Below are 18510 nucleotides of genomic sequence, written 5' to 3'. Positions count from 1 at the left end.
CTCCATGATGAGAAGGGGTTGGGATTATCGACGGCGCTTTTCGTACAGCTTGGGCTCACCCGGCGGCCGACTCTTGAAGCGGCGATGGGTCCACAGGTATTGCTCGGGACATTCGCGCACCGAGGCTTCGACCCACTGGTTGATGCGCAGACAGTCGATCTCGTCGGTTTCACCCGGGAAGTCGGTCAGCGGCGGATGGATCACCAGGCGGTAACCGCTGCCGTCAGCCAGGCGCTCCTGGGTAAACGGCACCACCAGCGCCTTGCCCAGGCGAGCGAACTTGCTGGTGGCGGTGACGGTAGCCGCCTGGATACCGAACAGCGGCACAAAGATGCTTTGCTTGGCGCCGTAGTCCTGGTCTGGCGCGTACCAGATGGCGCGGCCGGCACGCAGCAGCTTGAGCATGCCGCGCACGTCGTCGCGCTCCACGGCCAGGGAATCGAGGTTATGGCGTTCACGGCCACGGCGCTGGATAAAGTCGAACAGCGGGTTGCCGTGTTCGCGGTACATGCCGTCAATGGTGTGCTTCTGCCCCAGCAGCGCCGCGCCGATTTCCAGGGTGGTGAAGTGCAGCGCCATGAGGATCACGCCCTTGCCGTCCAACTGTGCCTGCGTGAGGTGCTCCAGCCCTTCGACATGGGCCAGGCGCGCCAGTCGCGGCTTGGGCCACCACCAGCTCATGGCCATTTCAAAGAAGGCAATGCCGGTGGAGGCGAAATTTTCCTTGAGCAGGCGTTTGCGTTCCTTGGCGGATTTTTCCGGGAAGCACAGCTCTAGGTTGCGCGCCGCGATACGGCGACGATCACCTGCCACGCGGTACATGCCCGCGCCGAGCAGGCGACCAATGGTCAACAGCGCCCGATACGGCAACTGGGTGACCAGCCACAGCAGGCCGAGCCCCAGCCATAGCAGCCAAAAACGCGGGTGAAGAAATACAGCTCGAAAACGCGGGCGATCCATTACAGATTCCGGTAAAGACAAGGGCCGCGCATTCTACAACGGTTCGACTCGGCTTGCGGCGGGTGAGTGTTCTCGTTATAAGTCTCGACACTTTTCGTGACAAGCCGCTTTCGCCGACCATGAGCCAAACCGAACCGCTAGACCAAGATCCCGTGTTCCAGCTAAAAGGCAGCATGCTCGCCATTACCGTGCTGGAACTGGCCCGCAATGACCTCGACGCCCTGGACCGCCAACTGGCCGCCAAGGTCGCCCTGGCGCCGAACTTCTTCAACAACGCCCCGCTGGTGCTGGCGCTGGACAAGCTGCCGGCTGGCCAGGGCGTGATTGATTTGCCCGGCCTGATGCGCGTATGCCGTTCCCATGGCCTGCGCACACTGGCGATTCGCGCCAGCCGCATCGAAGACATAGCCGCCGCCATCGCCATTGAACTGCCAGTACTGCCACCGTCCGGTGCCCGCGAGCGTGCGCTGGAGCCATTGGTCGGCGAAGAAAAGAAAAAACCGGAAAAACCACCGGAGCCTGCGATCAGGCCTACAAAGATCATCACCTCGCCGGTACGCGGCGGGCAGCAGATTTACGCCCAGGGCGGCGACCTTGTGGTGGTCTCCTCGGTCAGCCCGGGGGCGGAACTTCTTGCCGATGGCAACATCCATGTATACGGCCCGATGCGCGGACGCGCCCTGGCCGGCATCAAGGGGGATACCAAGGCACGTATTTTCTGCCAGCAGTTGACCGCCGAGCTGGTTTCCATCGCGGGTCAGTACAAGGTTTCCGAAGATTTGCGCCGCGATCCACTGTGGGGCGCTTCGGTACAGGTCAACCTGTCGGGCGATGTGTTGAACATCATCCGTCTTTAACGGATACTGCCGCATTTTCCAAGCATCTCTAGACTCTGATAGCAAAGCGAAACCGGCAAGACTTGTGTAGGACTAATTGGAAGTTGGTGTTTCCCCATGGAAACTCCTTCTTTTCCTGCAAAGGCTGTCCGCCTGCAGCGAGTTTCAAGAGATGTTTTTCAGGGACCGAAAGTCCTTTTTCCTTAGGGGTGAAACACCTTGGCCAAGATTCTCGTGGTTACATCCGGCAAGGGTGGTGTGGGTAAGACCACCACCAGCGCCGCTATCGGTACCGGCCTCGCTCTGCGCGGCCACAAGACAGTCATCGTCGACTTCGACGTCGGTCTGCGTAACCTTGACCTGATCATGGGCTGCGAGCGTCGCGTGGTGTATGACTTCGTCAACGTGGTGAACGGCGAAGCCAACCTGCAACAGGCCCTGATCAAGGACAAGCGCCTTGAGAACCTGTACGTGCTGGCCGCCAGCCAGACCCGTGACAAAGACGCGCTGACCAAAGAGGGCGTCGGCAAAGTGCTCGCCGAGCTCAAGGAAACCTTCGAATACGTGGTCTGCGATTCCCCGGCTGGTATCGAAACCGGTGCTCACCTGGCGATGTACTTCGCCGACGAAGCCATCGTGGTGACCAACCCGGAAGTCTCCTCGGTACGTGACTCGGACCGCATGCTCGGCCTGTTGGCCAGCAAGTCCAAGCGCGCCGAAGAAGGCCAGGACCCGATCAAGGAGCACCTGCTGCTCACCCGCTACAACCCGGAGCGCGTCAACAACGGCGAAATGCTGGGTGTTGAAGACGTGAAGGAAATCCTCGCCGTGACCCTGCTGGGCGTGATTCCGGAATCCCAGGCCGTCCTGAAGGCATCCAACCAGGGCGTACCGGTGATTCTCGACGACCAGAGCGACGCCGGCCAGGCGTACAGCGATGCCGTGGATCGCTTGCTGGGCAAGACCGTGGAACACCGCTTCCTCGATGTCAAGAAGAAGGGATTCTTCGAGCGTATCTTTGGAGGCAACTAAACAATGAAATTTCTCGACTTCTTTCGCGCCAACAAAAAGCCAAGTACCGCGTCGGTAGCGAAAGAGCGTCTACAGATCATCGTGGCGCACGAACGCGGCCAACGCAGCACGCCGGATTACCTGCCAGCCTTGCAGAAGGAACTGGTCGAGGTGATCCGCAAGTACGTCAATATCGGCAACGATGACGTGCATGTCGCCCTGGAAAATGACGGCAGCTGCTCGATTCTGGAACTCAATATCACCCTGCCCGATCGTTGATCGAACGGGCGGTCGCCACGGCGGCTCCACTGACGGCCCCCTCGCTCCTACAGGGTGAGGGGGCCGTCAGTGGAGCCGCCGTTGGCGTTTGTTACGAGGCTGTTTAATGCCGCTGTCCAATATCCACATCCTGCATCAGGACGACGCTGTCCTGGTGGTGAACAAGCCGACCCTGCTGCTCTCGGTGCCTGGTCGCGCCGACGACAACAAGGACTGCCTGATCACTCGCCTGCAGGAAAACGGCTACCCAGAAGCCCGCATCGTCCATCGCCTGGACTGGGAAACCTCGGGGATCATCCTGCTGGCCCGGGACGCGGATACCCACCGCGAACTGTCCCGCCAGTTTCACGACCGCGAGACAGAAAAGGCCTACACCGCCCTGGCCTGGGGCCAACCGGCACTGGACAGCGGCAGCATCGACCTGCCCCTGCGCTACGACCCGCCGACCAAGCCCCGCCACGTTGTCGACCATGAGTTCGGCAAACATGCCCTGACCTTCTGGAAAGTGCTGGAGCGTTGCGGCGACTGGTGCCGCGTAGAGCTGACACCCATCACTGGGCGCTCACACCAGTTGCGCGTGCATATGTTGTCCATCGGGCATCCGTTGCTGGGCGATGGTCTGTACGCCCATGAACAAGCCCTGGCCGCCTGGCCGCGCCTGTGCCTGCATGCAAGCATGCTCAGCTTCACCCATCCGCAAAGCGGCGAGCGCCTGCGTTTCGAGTGCCCAGCCCCTTTTTGAAGGGCTGATGCGGTCAAATGTGGGAGCTGGCTTGCCTGCGATATCGGCGTGCCAGCCAATACATCTGGCACAGAAAGACCGCTATCGCAGGCAAGCCAGCTCCCACAGGGTTTGGTGTGGTTCTCGGCCCTGCACGCTCACTCCAAATATCTGGCCAATACGGTAAACTCTCGCCACTGCTGTCTGGAGCTATTTATGCGCGAAGCGTTGAATCAAGGCCTGATCGACTTCCTCAAGGCCTCCCCTACTCCTTTTCATGCCACTGCCGCCCTGGCCCAACGCCTGGAAGCGGCCGGTTACCAGCGCCTCGACGAGCGCGACACCTGGGCCACCGAGGCCAACGGTCGCTACTACGTGACCCGCAACGATTCCTCGATCATCGCCTTCAAGCTCGGCCGCCAATCGCCGCTGCAGGACGGTATCCGCATGGTCGGCGCCCACACCGACAGCCCGTGCCTGCGGGTCAAGCCCCAGCCGGAGCTGCAACGCCACGGCTTCTGGCAACTGGGCGTGGAAGTCTACGGCGGCGCGCTGCTGGCGCCCTGGTTCGACCGCGACCTGTCCCTGGCAGGCCGTGTTACCTTCCGCCGCGATGGCAAGGTCGAGAGCCAACTGATCGACTTCAAGCTGGCGATCGCCATCATTCCCAACCTGGCCATTCACCTCAACCGTGAAGCCAACCAGGGCTGGGCAATCAATGCCCAGACCGAGCTGCCGCCGATCCTGGCGCAGTTTGCCGGTGACGAGCGCGTGGACTTTCGCGCCGTGCTCACCGAACAGTTGGCCCGCGAGCATGGTTTGAATGCCGATGTGGTACTCGACTACGAGCTGAGTTTCTACGACACCCAAAGTGCTGCCGTGATCGGCCTCAATGGCGACTTCATTGCCGGTGCGCGCCTGGACAACCTGCTGTCGTGCTACGCCGGTTTGCAAGCATTGCTCACCAGCGACACCGATGAAACCTGCGTGCTGGTGTGCAACGACCACGAAGAAGTCGGCTCCTGCTCGGCCTGCGGTGCCGATGGCCCGATGCTGGAACAGACCCTGCGTCGCCTGCTGCCCGAAGGTGAAGAATTCGTACGCACCATTCAGAAATCCCTGCTGGTGTCGGCAGATAACGCTCACGGTGTGCACCCCAACTACGCCGAGAAACACGACGCCAACCACGGCCCGAAACTCAACGCCGGCCCGGTGATCAAGGTCAACAGCAACCAGCGCTACGCCACCAACAGCGAAACCGCCGGGTTCTTCCGCCACCTGTGCATGGCCCAGGAAGTGCCAGTGCAAAGCTTCGTGGTACGCAGCGACATGGGCTGCGGCTCGACCATCGGCCCCATCACCGCCAGCCACCTGGGCGTGCGCACCGTGGACATCGGCTTGCCGACCTTTGCCATGCACTCCATCCGCGAGCTGTGTGGCAGCCATGACCTGGCGCATCTGGTCAAGGTGCTGGGGGCGTTCTACGCCAGTCGCGATTTACCCTGAGACCGAGGCGCGCCCATCGCGGGCAAGCCCGCTCCCACATTTGATCTGTGAATGCATTTCAGTGTGGGAGCGGGCTTGCCCGCGATGGGTTTCCAAACAGATATAAGGCTATCTGACTCACATCAACTGCACTTCTGCCAATCCGGCCTAGACTTGTCAGAACTTCCAGTCCCACAAGGCCGCCCCTCGCCATGATCTCAATGTCCTCATTCCACGCCATGCTGATCCCCATCGTGATCGGTATGATCATGCTCGCGGTCGGCTTCAACTTTCGCGACAAGCCTCTGGGCGTGTTTGGCATGTGGATCGGCATGCTGTTGATCCTCGGCACCGTGCTCTACAAGATCCTCGCCAAACTGGCGCAGTGACAAATGCGCTCGCATTGGGCATAGCGGCCTCGTACACTCGGTCAATTCGTCGTTTTCAAGGTTGACCGCCTCGTGTTCTCCCGTCTGTTTGCCCTGCCCTGCTACCTGCTGATCGCCCTGCTCACGCTGCTGCCAGTGATGCCCGCCCAAGCCGTGGGCCTGCCCGGGATGCTGGGCGGTTCCAGCAAGACCCAACCCCAGGCGGAAGTGCCCCTGGGGCAGTCGCTGGACGAAGTGATCAAAACCCTGGAAAACGACCAGCAACGCACCCAGTTGCTCAGCGACCTGAAAAAACTGCGCGCCGCCACGCAAAAGGCCCAGCCCGCCGCCGAACTCGGGGTACTCGGGTTGATCGGCAGTACGCTGTCGGGCTTTGAGCAGCAGTTTTCCGGCGCCGACAGCCCGTTGGGGCGCTGGTCCAATGAAGTTGACCTGGCCAAGGATGAACTGGCCGCCCTGATGTTGCCGGCCAGCGAATGGCTGCCGATCATCTTCGGTTTTGCCGTGATCCTGGCCGTATGGAGCCTGCTGGCCGCTGCGCTGATCTGGCTCAGCCATCGGGTGCGCGAGCGTTTCGGCCTGCCCGAAGAGCTGCCGCAGCACCCGCGCACCTGGGACATGCTGCGCTTTGCCCTGCGCAAGCTGGGCCCCTGGCTGATCGCTTTGGTGATTACGGTTTACCTCAGTTACGCCCTGCCTTCCTCCCTGGGCAAATCCCTGGCCATGGTGCTGGCCTATGCCTTGGTGGTCGGCACCTGTTTCTCGGCAATCTGCGTGATTGCCTTCTCCGTACTCGACGGCCCGCACCGCCACCGCGCCTTGTATATCCTGCGCCACCAGGCGTTCCGCCCGCTGTGGTGGATCGGCAGTTTTGCCGCCTTCGGCGAAGCCTTGAGCGACCCGCGCCTGGTTGCCGCGCTCGGCCAGCATCTGGCCCACACCGCCGCGACCGTGGCCAATGTCATGGCGGCGTTGTCCACCGGGGTGTTTATCCTGCGTTTCCGCCGGCCCATCGCGCACCTGATCCGCAACCAACAGCTGTCGCGCCGACTGACGCGCCGCGCCCTCACCGATACTCTGTCGATCATCGGCACCTTCTGGTACATCCCGGCTCTTCTGCTGGTGGGCATCTCACTGTTCGCCACCTTCCTGTCGGCCGGCGACACCAGCACCGCCCTGCGCCAGTCGTTGCTGTGCACGGTGCTGCTGGTGTTGTGCATGGTGATCAACGGCCTGGTGCGCCGCCACGCTCTCAAGCCGCAACGCGGGCACAAACGCCACGCGCTGTACTCCGAACGCCTCAAAGGCTTTGTCTACACCCTGGTGCACCTGGTGGTGTGGCTGGTATTCATCGAACTAGGGCTGCGGGTCTGGGGCCTGTCGATGATTCGCTTTACCGAAGGTGAAGGCCATGAAATAGCCGTGAAGCTGTTCGGCCTCGGTGGGACCTTGTTGTTCGCCTGGCTGATCTGGATCCTCAGCGACACCGCGATTCACCACGCCCTGACCCGTTCGCGCAAAGGCCTGGCCAACGCGCGTGCACAAACCATGATGCCGCTGATCCGCAACGTGCTGTTCGTGACCATCTTCATCATCGCCGCCATCGTCGCCCTGGCGAACATGGGCATGAACGTCACGCCCTTGCTGGCCGGTGCGGGTGTGATCGGTATCGCCATCGGTTTTGGTGCACAGTCGCTGGTGGCGGACTTGATCACCGGCCTGTTCATCATCATCGAAGACTCCCTGGCCATCGACGACTACGTGGATGTGGGCGGCCACCTCGGCACGGTGGAAGGCCTGACCATCCGTACCGTGCGCCTGCGCGACATCGACGGCATCGTGCACACCATCCCGTTCAGCGAAATCAAGAGCATCAAAAACTACTCCCGGGAGTTCGGCTACGCGATCTTCCGCGTGGCGATCCCTTACAACATGGAAATCGACGACGCGATCAAACTGATGCGCGAGGTCGGCCATGCCATGCGCAACGACCCGCTGCAACGCCGCAATATCTGGTCGCCGCTGGAGATCCAGGGCGTGGAAAGCTTCGAGTCCGGCAGCGCGATCCTGCGCGCACGCTTCAAGACCGCGCCGATCAAGCAGTGGGAAGTGTCGCGGGCATTCAACCTGTCGCTCAAGCGGCACCTGGATGAAGCCGGGCTGGACCTGGCGACACCGCGCTTGAGCGTGCAGGTGCAGACTGCCGGCAGCGTGCAGGAGAAAGATCCACAACAATAAGCAAGGAGAGGTTGGTATGCGAATGAACGGTCTGACACACCAATGGGTTTTGGGTCTGCTCGGCGCGGTCGCGAGCAGTGCAGTGATCGCCGCCAGCAGCGGCCAGGACAGTGCCCGGGAAACCATTGCCGCCCAGGCAAAAATCCTCGAACCCAGCCTGTTGGAAACCCGCCGCGATATCCACGCCCATCCGGAACTGGGCAATACCGAAACCCGCACCGCCGAGTTGGTCGCCAAACAGTTGCGCGAACTCGGCCTTGAGGTGAAGACCGGGGTGGCCCGCACTGGCGTCGTCGCCATCTTGAAAGGCGCCCTGCCCGGCCCGACCGTGGCCCTGCGCGCCGACATGGATGCGCTGCCGGTCAAGGAAGTCGCCGACCTGCCCTTCGCCTCCAAAGCCAAGGGCACCTACCTGGGCAAAGAAGTCGACGTGATGCACGCCTGCGGCCACGACGCCCATACCGCTATCCTGCTGAGCACTGCGAAGATTCTCACCGGGATGCGCGAGCGCCTGCCCGGCACCGTGGTGTTTTATTTCCAACCGGCCGAAGAAGGCCCCAGCGACTTTATCCCCGACGGCAAGAACACCTGGGGTGCGAAGATGATGGTGCAGGAAGGCGTGATGAAAGCGCCCAAGCCCGATGCGGTATTTGGCCTGCATGTGTGGGCCGGTGTGCCTGCCGGGCAAATCGCCTACCGCCCGGGCCCAACCCTGGCCAGCTCCGATGACCTGCGCATCAGGATCCTCGGCAAACAGACCCACGCCGGCCGCCCCTGGGACGGTATCGACCCGATCACCGTTGGCGCTCAAACCATTGTCGGCCTGCAGACCGTGGTCAGCCGCCGTACCGATATTTCGTCATTCCCCTCTGTGGTGAGCATCGGCACCATCAACGGTGGCACCCGCTATAACATCATCCCCGAGTCGGTGGACATGAGCGGCACCATTCGCTCCTACGACTACGGTATCCGCCAGAAGCTGCATGCAGACGTGCGTCAAACCGTAGAGAAAATCGCCGAAAGCGGTGGCGCCAAGGCCGAAGTGACGATCATCGAGAAGTACGACCCCACCATCAACAATCCGGCGCTGACCGAGAAAATGCTGCCGAGCCTGCGCTGGGCGGCTCAGGATGATGTGGTGCAAGGCCCGTTGGTGGGTGGCGCCGAAGACTTCTCGTTCTATGCCAAGGAGGCGCCGGGGCTGTTTGTCTTCCTGGGGGTGACCCCAAGGGACCAGGACATGAGCAAGGCGGCGCCGAATCACAACCCAGGGTTCTTTGTGGATGAGTCGGCGTTGGTGGTGGGCGTGAGGACGCTGGCGTCGTTGGCGACGGATTACCTCTATACCCATACCCCCCTGTAGGAGCGAGCTTGCTCGCGAAAAACTTCAGAACGCCGCGTTTATTCAGGGTACACGCGGCGTTCTTGCGTTCTTCGCGAGCAAGCTCGCTCCTACAGTGTATTGGGGTGAATCAGTTGGCGAGGGCCGCGCCATCCATTTTCTGGCGCAGGCTCAACGGCCGCATGTCGGTCCACACTTCCTCGATATACGCCAGGCATTCCTTCTTCATGCCACTCTTGCCCACGGTGCGCCAGCCTTCCGGCACGGCCTTGTAGTCGGGCCAGATCGAATACTGTTCTTCATGGTTGACCACTACCTGAAAGAGGATGTCGTCGCGGTCAAATACTGAGGTCATTGCTGTTCTCCGTCGCTCAAAGGCTGGCTGCGCACCACGCGCAGCACTGATATCTGTAGAAACGTACCAAGGGCCTGGAAAATTACAGGCTGGCCACGGCCGCCGCCAAGGCGCGCCCGAAAATCTCAGCCACCTGGTCGACTTCGCCAGCGGTGATCACCAGCGGTGGCAGGAAACGCACCACACTGCCATGGCGCCCGCCCAGTTCCAGGATCAGCCCGCGCTTGAGGCATTCGCGCTGCACCAGCGGCGCCAACTGGCGATGCACCGGTGGGTGGCCCTGACTATCAGGCGTGCCAGTCGGGTCTACCAGCTCCACCCCCAGCATCAGCCCACGCCCACGGATATCCCCCAGGTGCGGGAAGTCGCGCTGCAGGATGCGCAGGTGTTCGCCCAGGCGCTCGCCCATGGTCGCCGCATGGCCTGCCAGGTCGTGATCCTTGAGGTAGCGCATCACCGCCGAGCCCGCCGCCATCGCCATCTGGTTGCCGCGGAACGTCCCGGCATGGGCGCCCGGCAGCCAGGTGTCGAGCCAGTCGCGATACACCACCACCGCCAACGGCAGGCTGCCGCCAATCGCCTTGGACATGACCACCACGTCCGGAATGATGCCGGCGTGTTCGAAGGCAAACATTTTGCCGGTACGCCCAAAACCGCTCTGGATCTCATCGACGATCAGCGCCACCCCCGCTTGCGCGGTGATACGGCGCAGGCCACGCAGCCAGTCGAGGTCCGCCGGGATTACGCCGCCCTCACCCTGGACCACTTCGACAATCACCGCCGCTGGCAACAGCACGCCGGCTTCCGGGTCGTTGAGCAGGTTTTCCAGGTAATGCAGGTTGACCCGCACACCTTCGGCGCCACCCAGCCCAAACGGGCAACGGTAGTCATACGGGAATGGCAGGAATTGCACGCCATTGCCGAGCAAGGCGCCCAAGGGTTTCTTTGGCCCCAGGCTGCCCATCAAACTCAGCGCGCCCTGGCTCATGCCGTGATAGCCGCCCTGGAACGACAGCACGGTGCTGCGCCCGGTAGCAGTGCGCACCAGCTTCAACGCGGCTTCCACCGCATCAGTGCCGGTGGGGCCGCAGAACTGGATTTTCGCTTCTCGCGCCAGTTCCGACGGGAGCAAACCGAACAGGTCCTGCACGAATTGATCCTTGACCGGCGTGGTCAGGTCCAGGGTATGCAGGGGCAGTTCGTCGCTCAGCACTTGCTGGATGGCCTGGATCACAACCGGGTGGTTATGCCCCAGCGCCAGGGTTCCGGCGCCGGCCAGGCAGTCGATAAACCGCCGCCCCTCCACGTCCTCCACGTAAATGCCCTTGGCGCGTTTGAGTGCCAGGGGGATGCGCCGTGGGTAGCTGCGGGCGTTGGATTCCTGCTGGCGCTGGCGGGCCAGCAGCGGGCTTTCGTCAAACTGATAGAGCGTTTCCGCGGCCTGCACCGGGGCGTCTTCGATACGGCTGGTAGCGACTGACATCTGTGGATCCCTCAATACGCTGATGATCGTGACCAAACTGCCGATCCGTTGGCGTCTGGCCCAAGGGCATGCGCACGGATTTCCTGTTGTGGAGACGCTTCAGCGTGAAAAGGATTTAGGGGACGAGGGTTGTTAACTGATGAATGAAGATCCAATTGTAGGAGCGAGCTTGCTCGCGAAAAACTCCCCGGCGCCGCGTTTATCCAGAAAGCCCGCGGTATCGTTGACGTTTTTCGCGAGCAAGCTCGCTCCTACATTTGAACAGTGCTCGGTATTAAATCCCGCGGTACTTTTCGTTCAGGGCATACAAGATCGCGCACGTCTCTGCATCCAGGAATCCACAATAATCCCGTGGCCGAAAGTGCATCTGGAACGCCCGGGTGCGCTGTTCAAAGGCCCGGCGATTCTGCGCGGGCTTGTAGCCATAACGCTGAAACGCCCGCTCCACTTCGACCTCCGGCGGCAAGCCGAGACAAAAGCGGCGCTGGTACATCGCCCGGCTCGATTCATCAAACCAGGCCCCGATGCCGGCCTCATGCAGCACACGCCAGGGCAACCGAGGCCCAGGGTCGCTCTTGCGCCAGTAGGCCACGTCCGAATGCCCGAGCCAGTCAGTGGGGCCCACCTGTGGATAGCGCTCCAGCAGGTCGCGAAGCAATTCAATCAGTAGGTCAATCTGTGCCGGTGCGTACTCCGGAAAGGTAAAGACCCCCGCTTCATCCCGCGCCAGGTTGACGATTTCAATGCCCACCGAGCGGCTGTTGAGATCGGCCTTCCCCGCCCAATAGCTCACGCCTGCGTGCCAGGCGCGCTGGTCCTCGCCCACCAGGCGAAACACCCGCAGCTCTTCATAACCGGCAGCGCGGTAGCTGGGTTCAGCGGGATCGGGCAGCAGATAGTGAGCGCTGACGCCATCTTGGGTGAGGGTGCGTAGCGATGAAGCAAAGGGCGCAGCGGTGTAGTGCACAATCACCTGTTGCACGGATTCGCCGCGGCGGTCGTTGAAATCCCTGGCAGGGAAACTGGTGTCGATTACCAACATAAGAACAGTCCTTTTCAATTCAGGCCGACTCATTCGGCCCGTTCAAGCGCAAAAAAATTACCGCCATCCTGAAGGCTTGAGCCTCAGGCGGGCGGTAATTATTTGCCACGTGAATAGGACTGCTCAGCGCCGCAACGGCATGCCCAGATCGACCCGCATACCATCGGGCTGGCTGTCGAAGTGCAACGAGCAGGAACAGCGCTGCACGATCGCCTGGACAATCGCCAGGCCCAGGCCACAGCCTTCGCTGCTGCCATTGCGCCAGAAGCGTTGGGTGAGGTATTGCAGGTCTTCGCTGGAGATCTGCTGGCCATGGTCACGCACGCGGAACACCACGTTATCCGGGGTAGAAAACACCTGCAGTTCCACGCGGGTATCGGCGGGGGTATGGCGCAAGGCGTTGTCCAGCAGGTTACGCAAGGCCGCGACGGCAAGACCCACAGGCATTGCCACTGGAACAGGGGAAAGATCCGGCGTCAGGATCAGATCAATGCGTGAATTGTCACCGGCGTTGGCATCCTGGATCGCCAACCGGGCGACTTCCTCGGCACTGGACTGCAGGCCATCGTCAAACGACAGGCTGCCCTCCACCCGCGCCAGCAACAACAGTTGCTCCAGGGTGCGATGCAAGCGATCGGCGCCCTCCTCGGCGTGCTCCAGGGACTGGTCGCGGGCCGCGCCCTCGGTCATGCGTGCGACTTGCAGGTGGGTCTTGATCGCGGTCAATGGGCTGCGCAGTTCATGGGCGGCGTCACCGGTCAGGCGACGTTCGCGCTCGATGGTCTTGGCGATGCGCTGCAGCAGTTGGTTCTGGGTGTCGAGCAACGGCTTGAGTTCACTGGGCAGAGGGTGAATCTGCAGAGGCTCGAGGGAGTCGACACTGCGCCGCATCAGGGCATCCCGCATACGGTTGAGCGGCACCAGGCTCTGGCCAATGCCCAGCCACAGCAGGCACAGGCAGCCCAGCAATGCCACGCCGACCGGCACCGACGCCGCCAGCAGGATCGACAGGTTGAGGGCTTCACGCTCCACCTGGCGGTCGGCGGTGGTGATCAGCAAGTCGCCACGGGACAGGGTAAAGCTGCGCCAGCCCACGCCGTCGATGATCTGGTCGCGAAAACCGCTGCGGCGCGACTCCAGCCCTTCCTCCGGCGTGGTATGGCTGCGCGCCAGGATCTCGCCGCGCAACGAACTGACCTGGCAGGCCATGCCGCCCGGCACATTCAGTTGTTCGGTACGCAAATGCGCGCCACCGCTGACGCTGGCCAGGCCCGGCATCTGCTCGGTGAGCCCGGCTACCATGCGCGCCGAAGCCACCAGGCGCTGGTCGAGGGAAAACATCATCTGGTTGCGCAAATCGTTGAGCATCCAGGCGGCCGCCAGCACCCAGATCAGTACAAAAGCGGCGCCCAGCTTGAACGTCAGGCGCAGACGCAAGCTCTTCACGGCGTGTTTTCTCCCCCATCAGCCGTGCCGAGGCGATAGCCCAGCCCCCTGACGGTTTCCACGATGCCATTGCCCAACTTGCGCCGCAGGTGGTGGATATGCACGTTGAGGGCGTTGCTTTCCAGTTCGTCGCTGAAGCCGTAGACGCTGTCCTTGAGCTGTTCGCTGGACAGTACGCGGCCCTTGTTGTGCAACAGCGCCTGCAACAACGCCTGTTCACGCCGGGACAGGTCCACCGGCTGGCCGCCGAGGAAGGTCTCGCGGCTGCTGGGGTCGTAGGCCAGGCGCCCATGTTCAATCAGGTTGACGCTGCGCCCCGCCACGCGGCGTAACAGGGTTTGCAGGCGAGCGGCGAGTTCACGCAAGTCGAAGGGCTTGAGCAGGTAATCGTCGGCGCCGGCTTGCAGGCCGTCGACGCGGTTGGTCACCGAGTCCCGCGCGGTGAGGATCAGCACCGGAATGTCCAACCCCTGGCTGCGCTGTTGTTGCAGCAGCTTGAGGCCGTCTTCGTCGGGCAGGCCAAGGTCGAGCACCATGATGTCGAAGGCCGCGGCCTTGAGCATCGCCCGCGCCGCCGAGGCCGTGGCCACGCGCTCCACGGTAAAGCCCTGGGCGGTCAGGCCGGCCACGATGCCACTGGCGATCAGTTCGTCGTCTTCACAGACCAGTACGTGCATGGTTAACCCTTCATGAAAGATGGCGCGATTAGAAAAGCCACGGATTAAGCGCGCATTATGCCGCTAAAGTTCGCAACACCGGACAATCCCTACGCTCTAGAATAGCGGCGGTTAATCATCGGTTAATCAACGCCACACATTGTGTGCCTCACTTGCATCGAACTAAGGCTTGACCATGCGGCATCTGTTTACCTTTCTGCTGGTGTTGTTCGCGGGATTCGCCCAGGCAGCGCCGGGCAGCCCCTTCGAAACCAAACCCGACTTCCTCCCGGTAGGCAAAGCCTTCGCCTTTACCTCCGAACGTCTTGAAAGCGGCGAAACCCAGCTGTTTTGGCAGATTGCCGACGGTTACTACCTGTACCAGCAGCGCATGAAGTTCGACGGCCTGGCCGAAAAACCCGTGCTGCCCGAGGGTGAAGCCCATAGCGACGAGTTCTTTGGTGAACAACAGGTGTATCGCCAGGGCCTGGAAGTGAAGATCCCCGCTGGCACCACCGGCCAGGTCAAGCTCGGCTGGCAGGGCTGCGCCGATGCGGGCCTGTGCTATCCGCCGCAGTCGATCACCGTGGACCTGGGCGGCAACCCGGCCGTCGCCGCGACCGCGCAAGCCCAGGATCAAAGCCTGGCCAGCGGCCTGCAGCAGCGCAGCCTGGGGTGGAGCTTGCTGGTGTTCTTCGGCCTGGGCCTGCTGTTGGCGTTTGCGCCCTGCTCGTTGCCGATGCTGCCGATCCTCGCTGGCCTGGTGGTCGGTAGCGGCGCCAGCCCGCGTCGCGGCTTTGCCCTGGCCGGCAGCTACGTGGTGTGCATGGCGCTGGTGTATGCCGCCCTGGGGGTGATGGCCGCGTTGCTCGGCGCCAACCTGGCGGCGTTACTGCAAACCCCGTGGATCCTCGGCAGCTTTGCGGCTTTGTTCGTGCTGCTCGCCCTGCCGATGTTCGGCTTCTTTGAACTGCAACTGCCCGCCTTCCTGCGCGACCGCCTCGATAACGTCAGCCGCCAGCAAAGCGGTGGCAGCCTGGTAGGTGCCGGTGTGCTCGGCGCGTTGTCCGGCCTGCTGGTGGGGCCGTGCATGACCGCGCCCCTGGCTGGCGCCCTGCTGTACATCGCCCAGAGCGGCAATGCGCTGCACGGGGGGCTGATCCTGTTTGCCATGGGCATCGGTATCGGCATCCCGCTGTTGCTGCTGGTGACTGTGGGCAATCGCTTCCTGCCCAAGCCGGGCACCTGGATGAACGTGCTCAAGGGCATCTTCGGCTTCCTGTTCCTGGGCACCGCGGTGCTGATGATTCGCCCGGTGGTCGGCGACAGCCTGTGGATCGGCCTGTGGGGCGCCTTGGCGCTGGTGATGGCGTACTGTGGCTGGGCGCTGGCCCGTGAGTCCGGCCTGGCGGCCAAGGTATTCGGCGCTGGTTCCCTGGTGCTGGGTCTGTGGGGCGCGGTGCTGGTGGTGGGGGCGGCCGGTGGCAGCGATGAGCTGTGGCAACCCTTGAAGGTTTACAGTGGCTCAAAGGTCGCCGGTGCACCGAGCGCCCACGATGCCTTCACCACGATCAACGACCCGGCCGTGCTGCAAAGCCAGCTCGACAGTGCCAAGGCCCAGGGCCAATGGGTGCTGCTGGACTACTACGCCGACTGGTGCGTGTCGTGCAAGATCATGGAGAAACAGGTGTTCGGCAAACCCGAGGTGATGGACGCGCTCAAAGACGTGCGCCTGTTACGCCTGGACGTCACCGCCGACAACGCCGCCAGCCGCGAGCTGCTGGGCCGCTACAAAGTGCCAGGGCCACCGAGCTTCGTGTGGATCGGCCCGGACGGTGAAGAACGCCGCGCCCAACGCATCACCGGCGAAGTAGACGCCGCCGCCTTCCTGCAACGCTGGACCCAGACGCGGGACGCTCTCTGATGCTGACCCTCACCATCGGCACCTTCGCCATCGCCCTGAATCACCTGCTGCTGATCAGCGCGCTGATTCTCGCCACCCTGGTGGGCTGGCGCGTGGCCAAGCGCGGCGGCGAAAACCCGGAGTCGGTGCTGTTCAGCCTGTTTCTGCTGGGCCTGCTCGCCGCCCGCGTCAGCTTTGTGCTGATGTACTGGAGTTATTACAGCCACGACTGGGTGGAGATGGTCGACCTGCGTGACGGCGGCTTTCTCGCCTGGCCCGGGATCATCGCGCTGATCCTCGGCGCGCTGGTCTACGGCTGGCGTCGCCCTGCCCTGCGCAAGCCGCTCAGCGCCGGGGTGATCACCGGCCTGGTGTTCTGGGGCATGACCAGCCTGTCCCTCAGTCTGTACGAAAAAGGCACGCGCCTGCCGGATATCACCCTGCGCAATGCCAATGGCGAGGTGGTGCAACTGGCGGATTATCAAGGCGGCCCGTTGGTGATCAACCTCTGGGCCACCTGGTGCCCGCCATGCCGACGCGAAATGCCGGTGCTGGAAAACGCCCAGCGCATGCGCCCCGATGTGACCTTCCTGTTCGTCAACCAGGCCGAAAGCATGCAGAGCGTCAGCACTTACCTGGCCACCCAGGGCCTGAACCTCGACAATGTGCTGTTCGACGCCAGCGGCCGCCTCGGCCAGGCTGTGGGTTCCATGGCGCTGCCGACTACGTTGTTCTACCAAGCCGATGGGCGCCTGATCAACAGCCACCTGGGCGAACTCTCCGAAGCCAGCCTGGCCCGTGCCATGGAACCCTTCGACAACACCACGACAAGGAAACCGACATGCCTCGCCTCCGCCACCTGCTGACCCTGCTGCCTTTGACGCTAGCCGCTACGCTGGCCCAGGCCGAAGACCTGCCGGCCCCGATCAAACAGATCGAAGCCAAAGGTGCCAAGATCATCGGCAAATTCGATGCCCCCAGCGGCCTCACCGGCTACGCCGCCCAGTACCAGAACCGTGGCATGGCCCTGTACCTGACCGCCGACGGCAAGCACGTGATCGCGGGCAACCTGTACGACGCCCAAGGCAATGACCTGAGCACCGCGCCCCTGGAAAAACTGGTGTACGCGCCGATGGCCAAGGAAGTCTGGGCCAAGATGGAAAACAGCAGTTGGATCCAGGATGGCGATAAAGACGCCCCGCGCACCGTCTACCTGTTCAGCGACCCCAACTGCCCGTACTGCAACATGTTCTGGGAACAGGCCCGCCCGTGGGTGAAGGCCGGCAAGGTGCAGTTGCGCCACATCATGGTCGGCATCATCCGCGAAGACAGCCCAGGCAAATCCGCCGCCCTGCTCGCCGCCAAAGACCCGCAAAAAGCCCTGCAAGAACACGAAGCCGCCGGCAAGGGCAGCAAGCTCAAGGCGCTGGAAAAGATCCCGGCCGAGGTTGAGGCCAAGCTTGATGCCAATATGAAGCTGATGGATGAACTGGAGTTGTCGGCGACGCCGGCGATCTTCTATCTGGATGACAAGGGTGGGTTGCAGCAGCAGCAAGGGGCGCCTTCGCCGGATAAGTTAGTGAAAATTCTCGGGCCAAAATAAGCGCCGCCCTCGCGGGCGCCATCGCAGGCAAGCCAGCTCCCACATTTGAATGTATTCACAACTCAAAATGTAGGAACTGGCTTACCTGCGATGAGCATAGGTATCTACACAACTTCGGCACGACGCTAAATCTGTGGCGAGGGAGCTTGCTCCCGTGACGGCCTGGCAGCCGACACAGATATAACTGATGCCCCGCGATCCAATGTGCGAGCTGGCTTGCCTGCGATGAGCATAGGTATCTACACAACTTTGTGGGTTGTAACAGCAGACGGTAACCACGATGCGAAGCGAGTCGCTCTTGATCTGCTTTTGATCTTGATCTCAGGCGCCCCGTTAAACCACGCTGGCCGGACGCAGGCTTGAATTCGTGGGTAACCCGGCAGGACGCCGGGTTAGCCGCCCCGCGCCATGGATGGCGCGTGGCGGCGGCCCACGGATTCAAGCCTGTGTTCGGGCACACCGAGCCTAAGCGAGGTGCCGAGTGGTGGGGCAAGAGCGTTTTGCTTACTTTTGCGCTTTTCAAAAGTGAGCCGCTGTAAAAGCGGAACCCTAAGTGGCCGTTACCGCAGGAATGGATATGTACTCGGTATAACTGCGTCGGCTGTCAGGCCGCCATCGCAGGCAAGCCAGCTCCCACATTTGGATCGCGGTGCACCAGCTCGATCAGCGTCGGCTGCCAGGCCGTCACGGGAGCAAGCTCCCTCGCCACAGGTCCAGCTGTGTAGATGCCTATGCTGCAATGAGGCCCTGATAGACAACGA

The 18510-nt window shown here is 62.3% G+C and carries 17 protein-coding genes; 11 read left to right on the top strand and 6 right to left on the bottom strand.

All coding sequences use genetic code 11. From position 1 onward, the window contains the following. Positions 1 to 24: 24 nt before the first annotated feature. On the bottom strand, positions 25 to 960 hold the full coding sequence (locus GIW79_RS07840) for a lipid A biosynthesis lauroyl acyltransferase (RefSeq protein ID WP_116667578.1): 936 nt from the start codon (positions 958 to 960) through the stop codon (positions 25 to 27). A 119-nt stretch (positions 961 to 1079) separates the two neighbouring features. Here GIW79_RS07840 and minC point away from each other — a divergent pair, with 119 nt between their 5' ends. The 8 genes from minC (at position 1080) to GIW79_RS07800 (ending at position 9282) form a co-directional block, all read left to right on the top strand. Continuing rightward, positions 1080 to 1817 (top strand): septum site-determining protein MinC, encoded by a 738-nt coding sequence (gene minC / locus GIW79_RS07835; RefSeq protein ID WP_003192832.1) that lies wholly within the window; start codon positions 1080 to 1082, stop codon positions 1815 to 1817. Between the two features lie 198 nt (positions 1818 to 2015). Further along, on the top strand, positions 2016 to 2828 hold the full coding sequence (gene minD / locus GIW79_RS07830) for a septum site-determining protein MinD (protein WP_003192835.1): 813 nt from the start codon (positions 2016 to 2018) through the stop codon (positions 2826 to 2828). A gap of 3 nt (positions 2829 to 2831) precedes the next feature. Continuing rightward, positions 2832 to 3086 (top strand): cell division topological specificity factor MinE, encoded by a 255-nt coding sequence (gene minE, locus GIW79_RS07825; RefSeq protein WP_003175252.1) that lies wholly within the window; start codon positions 2832 to 2834, stop codon positions 3084 to 3086. A gap of 106 nt (positions 3087 to 3192) precedes the next feature. Beyond that, entirely contained in the window at positions 3193 to 3828 is a 636-nt protein-coding gene (locus GIW79_RS07820) for an RluA family pseudouridine synthase (protein WP_003192838.1), read from the top strand. A gap of 195 nt (positions 3829 to 4023) precedes the next feature. Beyond that, positions 4024 to 5313, top strand: a complete 1290-nt coding sequence (locus tag GIW79_RS07815) for a M18 family aminopeptidase (protein WP_070415420.1) — start codon at positions 4024 to 4026, stop codon at positions 5311 to 5313. A gap of 191 nt (positions 5314 to 5504) precedes the next feature. Then, the gene (locus tag GIW79_RS07810; RefSeq protein WP_164692207.1) at positions 5505 to 5681 is read left to right on the top strand and encodes a hypothetical protein; all 177 of its coding nucleotides are present in this window, start codon (positions 5505 to 5507) and stop codon (positions 5679 to 5681) included. A gap of 72 nt (positions 5682 to 5753) precedes the next feature. Then, positions 5754 to 7919, top strand: coding sequence for a mechanosensitive ion channel family protein (locus tag GIW79_RS07805; RefSeq protein ID WP_236454911.1), 2166 nt, complete (start codon positions 5754 to 5756; stop codon positions 7917 to 7919). Between the two features lie 16 nt (positions 7920 to 7935). Further along, positions 7936 to 9282: an amidohydrolase gene (locus tag GIW79_RS07800; protein ID WP_054896340.1), complete on the top strand. Its 1347-nt coding sequence runs from the start codon at positions 7936 to 7938 to the stop codon at positions 9280 to 9282. 109 nt (positions 9283 to 9391) lie between these two features. Here GIW79_RS07800 and GIW79_RS07795 read toward each other — a convergent pair whose 3' ends face one another. The 5 genes from GIW79_RS07795 to GIW79_RS07770 all read right to left on the bottom strand — a co-directional run bounded on the left by GIW79_RS07795 (position 9392) and on the right by GIW79_RS07770 (position 14264). Then, positions 9392 to 9616, bottom strand: a complete 225-nt coding sequence (locus tag GIW79_RS07795) for an MbtH family protein (protein WP_003192847.1) — start codon at positions 9614 to 9616, stop codon at positions 9392 to 9394. A gap of 82 nt (positions 9617 to 9698) precedes the next feature. Continuing rightward, positions 9699 to 11099: an aspartate aminotransferase family protein gene (locus GIW79_RS07790; protein ID WP_054896341.1), complete on the bottom strand. Its 1401-nt coding sequence runs from the start codon at positions 11097 to 11099 to the stop codon at positions 9699 to 9701. A gap of 274 nt (positions 11100 to 11373) precedes the next feature. Further along, positions 11374 to 12141: an N-acetylmuramoyl-L-alanine amidase gene (locus GIW79_RS07780; protein ID WP_236454908.1), complete on the bottom strand. Its 768-nt coding sequence runs from the start codon at positions 12139 to 12141 to the stop codon at positions 11374 to 11376. Between the two features lie 123 nt (positions 12142 to 12264). Beyond that, positions 12265 to 13587 (bottom strand): ATP-binding protein, encoded by a 1323-nt coding sequence (locus tag GIW79_RS07775; RefSeq protein WP_236454906.1) that lies wholly within the window; start codon positions 13585 to 13587, stop codon positions 12265 to 12267. Then, positions 13584 to 14264 (bottom strand): response regulator, encoded by a 681-nt coding sequence (locus GIW79_RS07770; protein WP_014719307.1) that lies wholly within the window; start codon positions 14262 to 14264, stop codon positions 13584 to 13586. The genes GIW79_RS07775 and GIW79_RS07770 overlap by 4 nt, the downstream gene beginning before the upstream one ends. Positions 14265 to 14439: 175 nt before the next feature. On the opposite strand from GIW79_RS07770, the gene dsbD reads away from it, so the two are divergent. The 3 genes from dsbD to dsbG are packed head-to-tail and all read left to right on the top strand — an operon-like array spanning position 14440 to position 17749. Continuing rightward, on the top strand, positions 14440 to 16167 hold the full coding sequence (gene dsbD / locus GIW79_RS07765) for a protein-disulfide reductase DsbD (protein ID WP_034126123.1): 1728 nt from the start codon (positions 14440 to 14442) through the stop codon (positions 16165 to 16167). After that, the gene (locus GIW79_RS07760; RefSeq protein WP_034126122.1) at positions 16167 to 17012 is read left to right on the top strand and encodes a TlpA disulfide reductase family protein; all 846 of its coding nucleotides are present in this window, start codon (positions 16167 to 16169) and stop codon (positions 17010 to 17012) included. Before dsbD ends, GIW79_RS07760 begins: the two co-directional genes overlap by 1 nt. Next, positions 16988 to 17749, top strand: coding sequence for a thiol:disulfide interchange protein DsbG (dsbG, locus tag GIW79_RS07755; RefSeq protein WP_054896344.1), 762 nt, complete (start codon positions 16988 to 16990; stop codon positions 17747 to 17749). Before GIW79_RS07760 ends, dsbG begins: the two co-directional genes overlap by 25 nt. Positions 17750 to 18510: the final 761 nt, after the last annotated feature.

This window comes from Pseudomonas sp. PA-7-1E (assembly GCF_021605325.1).
In the GTDB taxonomy this organism is placed as follows: Bacteria; Pseudomonadota; Gammaproteobacteria; order Pseudomonadales; family Pseudomonadaceae; genus Aquipseudomonas; species Aquipseudomonas fluorescens_BV.
This window is presented reverse-complemented; position numbering and strand designations above follow the sequence as displayed.

Bases quoted from the DNA above. Each gene is read 5' to 3' on its own strand.
- GIW79_RS07840 (WP_116667578.1), bottom strand. From the start codon at position 960: ATGGATCGCCCGCGTTTTCGAGCTGTATTTCTTCACCCGCGTTTTTGG.
- minC (WP_003192832.1), top strand. From the start codon at position 1,080: ATGAGCCAAACCGAACCGCTAGACCAAGATCCCGTGTTCCAGCTAAAA.
- minE (WP_003175252.1), top strand. From the start codon at position 2,832: ATGAAATTTCTCGACTTCTTTCGCGCCAACAAAAAGCCAAGTACCGCG.
- GIW79_RS07820 (WP_003192838.1), top strand. From the start codon at position 3,193: ATGCCGCTGTCCAATATCCACATCCTGCATCAGGACGACGCTGTCCTG.
- GIW79_RS07815 (WP_070415420.1), top strand. From the start codon at position 4,024: ATGCGCGAAGCGTTGAATCAAGGCCTGATCGACTTCCTCAAGGCCTCC.
- GIW79_RS07810 (WP_164692207.1), top strand. From the start codon at position 5,505: ATGATCTCAATGTCCTCATTCCACGCCATGCTGATCCCCATCGTGATC.
- GIW79_RS07800 (WP_054896340.1), top strand. From the start codon at position 7,936: ATGCGAATGAACGGTCTGACACACCAATGGGTTTTGGGTCTGCTCGGC.
- GIW79_RS07795 (WP_003192847.1), bottom strand. From the start codon at position 9,616: ATGACCTCAGTATTTGACCGCGACGACATCCTCTTTCAGGTAGTGGTC.
- GIW79_RS07790 (WP_054896341.1), bottom strand. From the start codon at position 11,099: ATGTCAGTCGCTACCAGCCGTATCGAAGACGCCCCGGTGCAGGCCGCG.
- GIW79_RS07780 (WP_236454908.1), bottom strand. From the start codon at position 12,141: ATGTTGGTAATCGACACCAGTTTCCCTGCCAGGGATTTCAACGACCGC.
- GIW79_RS07770 (WP_014719307.1), bottom strand. From the start codon at position 14,264: ATGCACGTACTGGTCTGTGAAGACGACGAACTGATCGCCAGTGGCATC.
- dsbD (WP_034126123.1), top strand. From the start codon at position 14,440: ATGCGGCATCTGTTTACCTTTCTGCTGGTGTTGTTCGCGGGATTCGCC.
- GIW79_RS07760 (WP_034126122.1), top strand. From the start codon at position 16,167: ATGCTGACCCTCACCATCGGCACCTTCGCCATCGCCCTGAATCACCTG.
- dsbG (WP_054896344.1), top strand. From the start codon at position 16,988: ATGCCTCGCCTCCGCCACCTGCTGACCCTGCTGCCTTTGACGCTAGCC.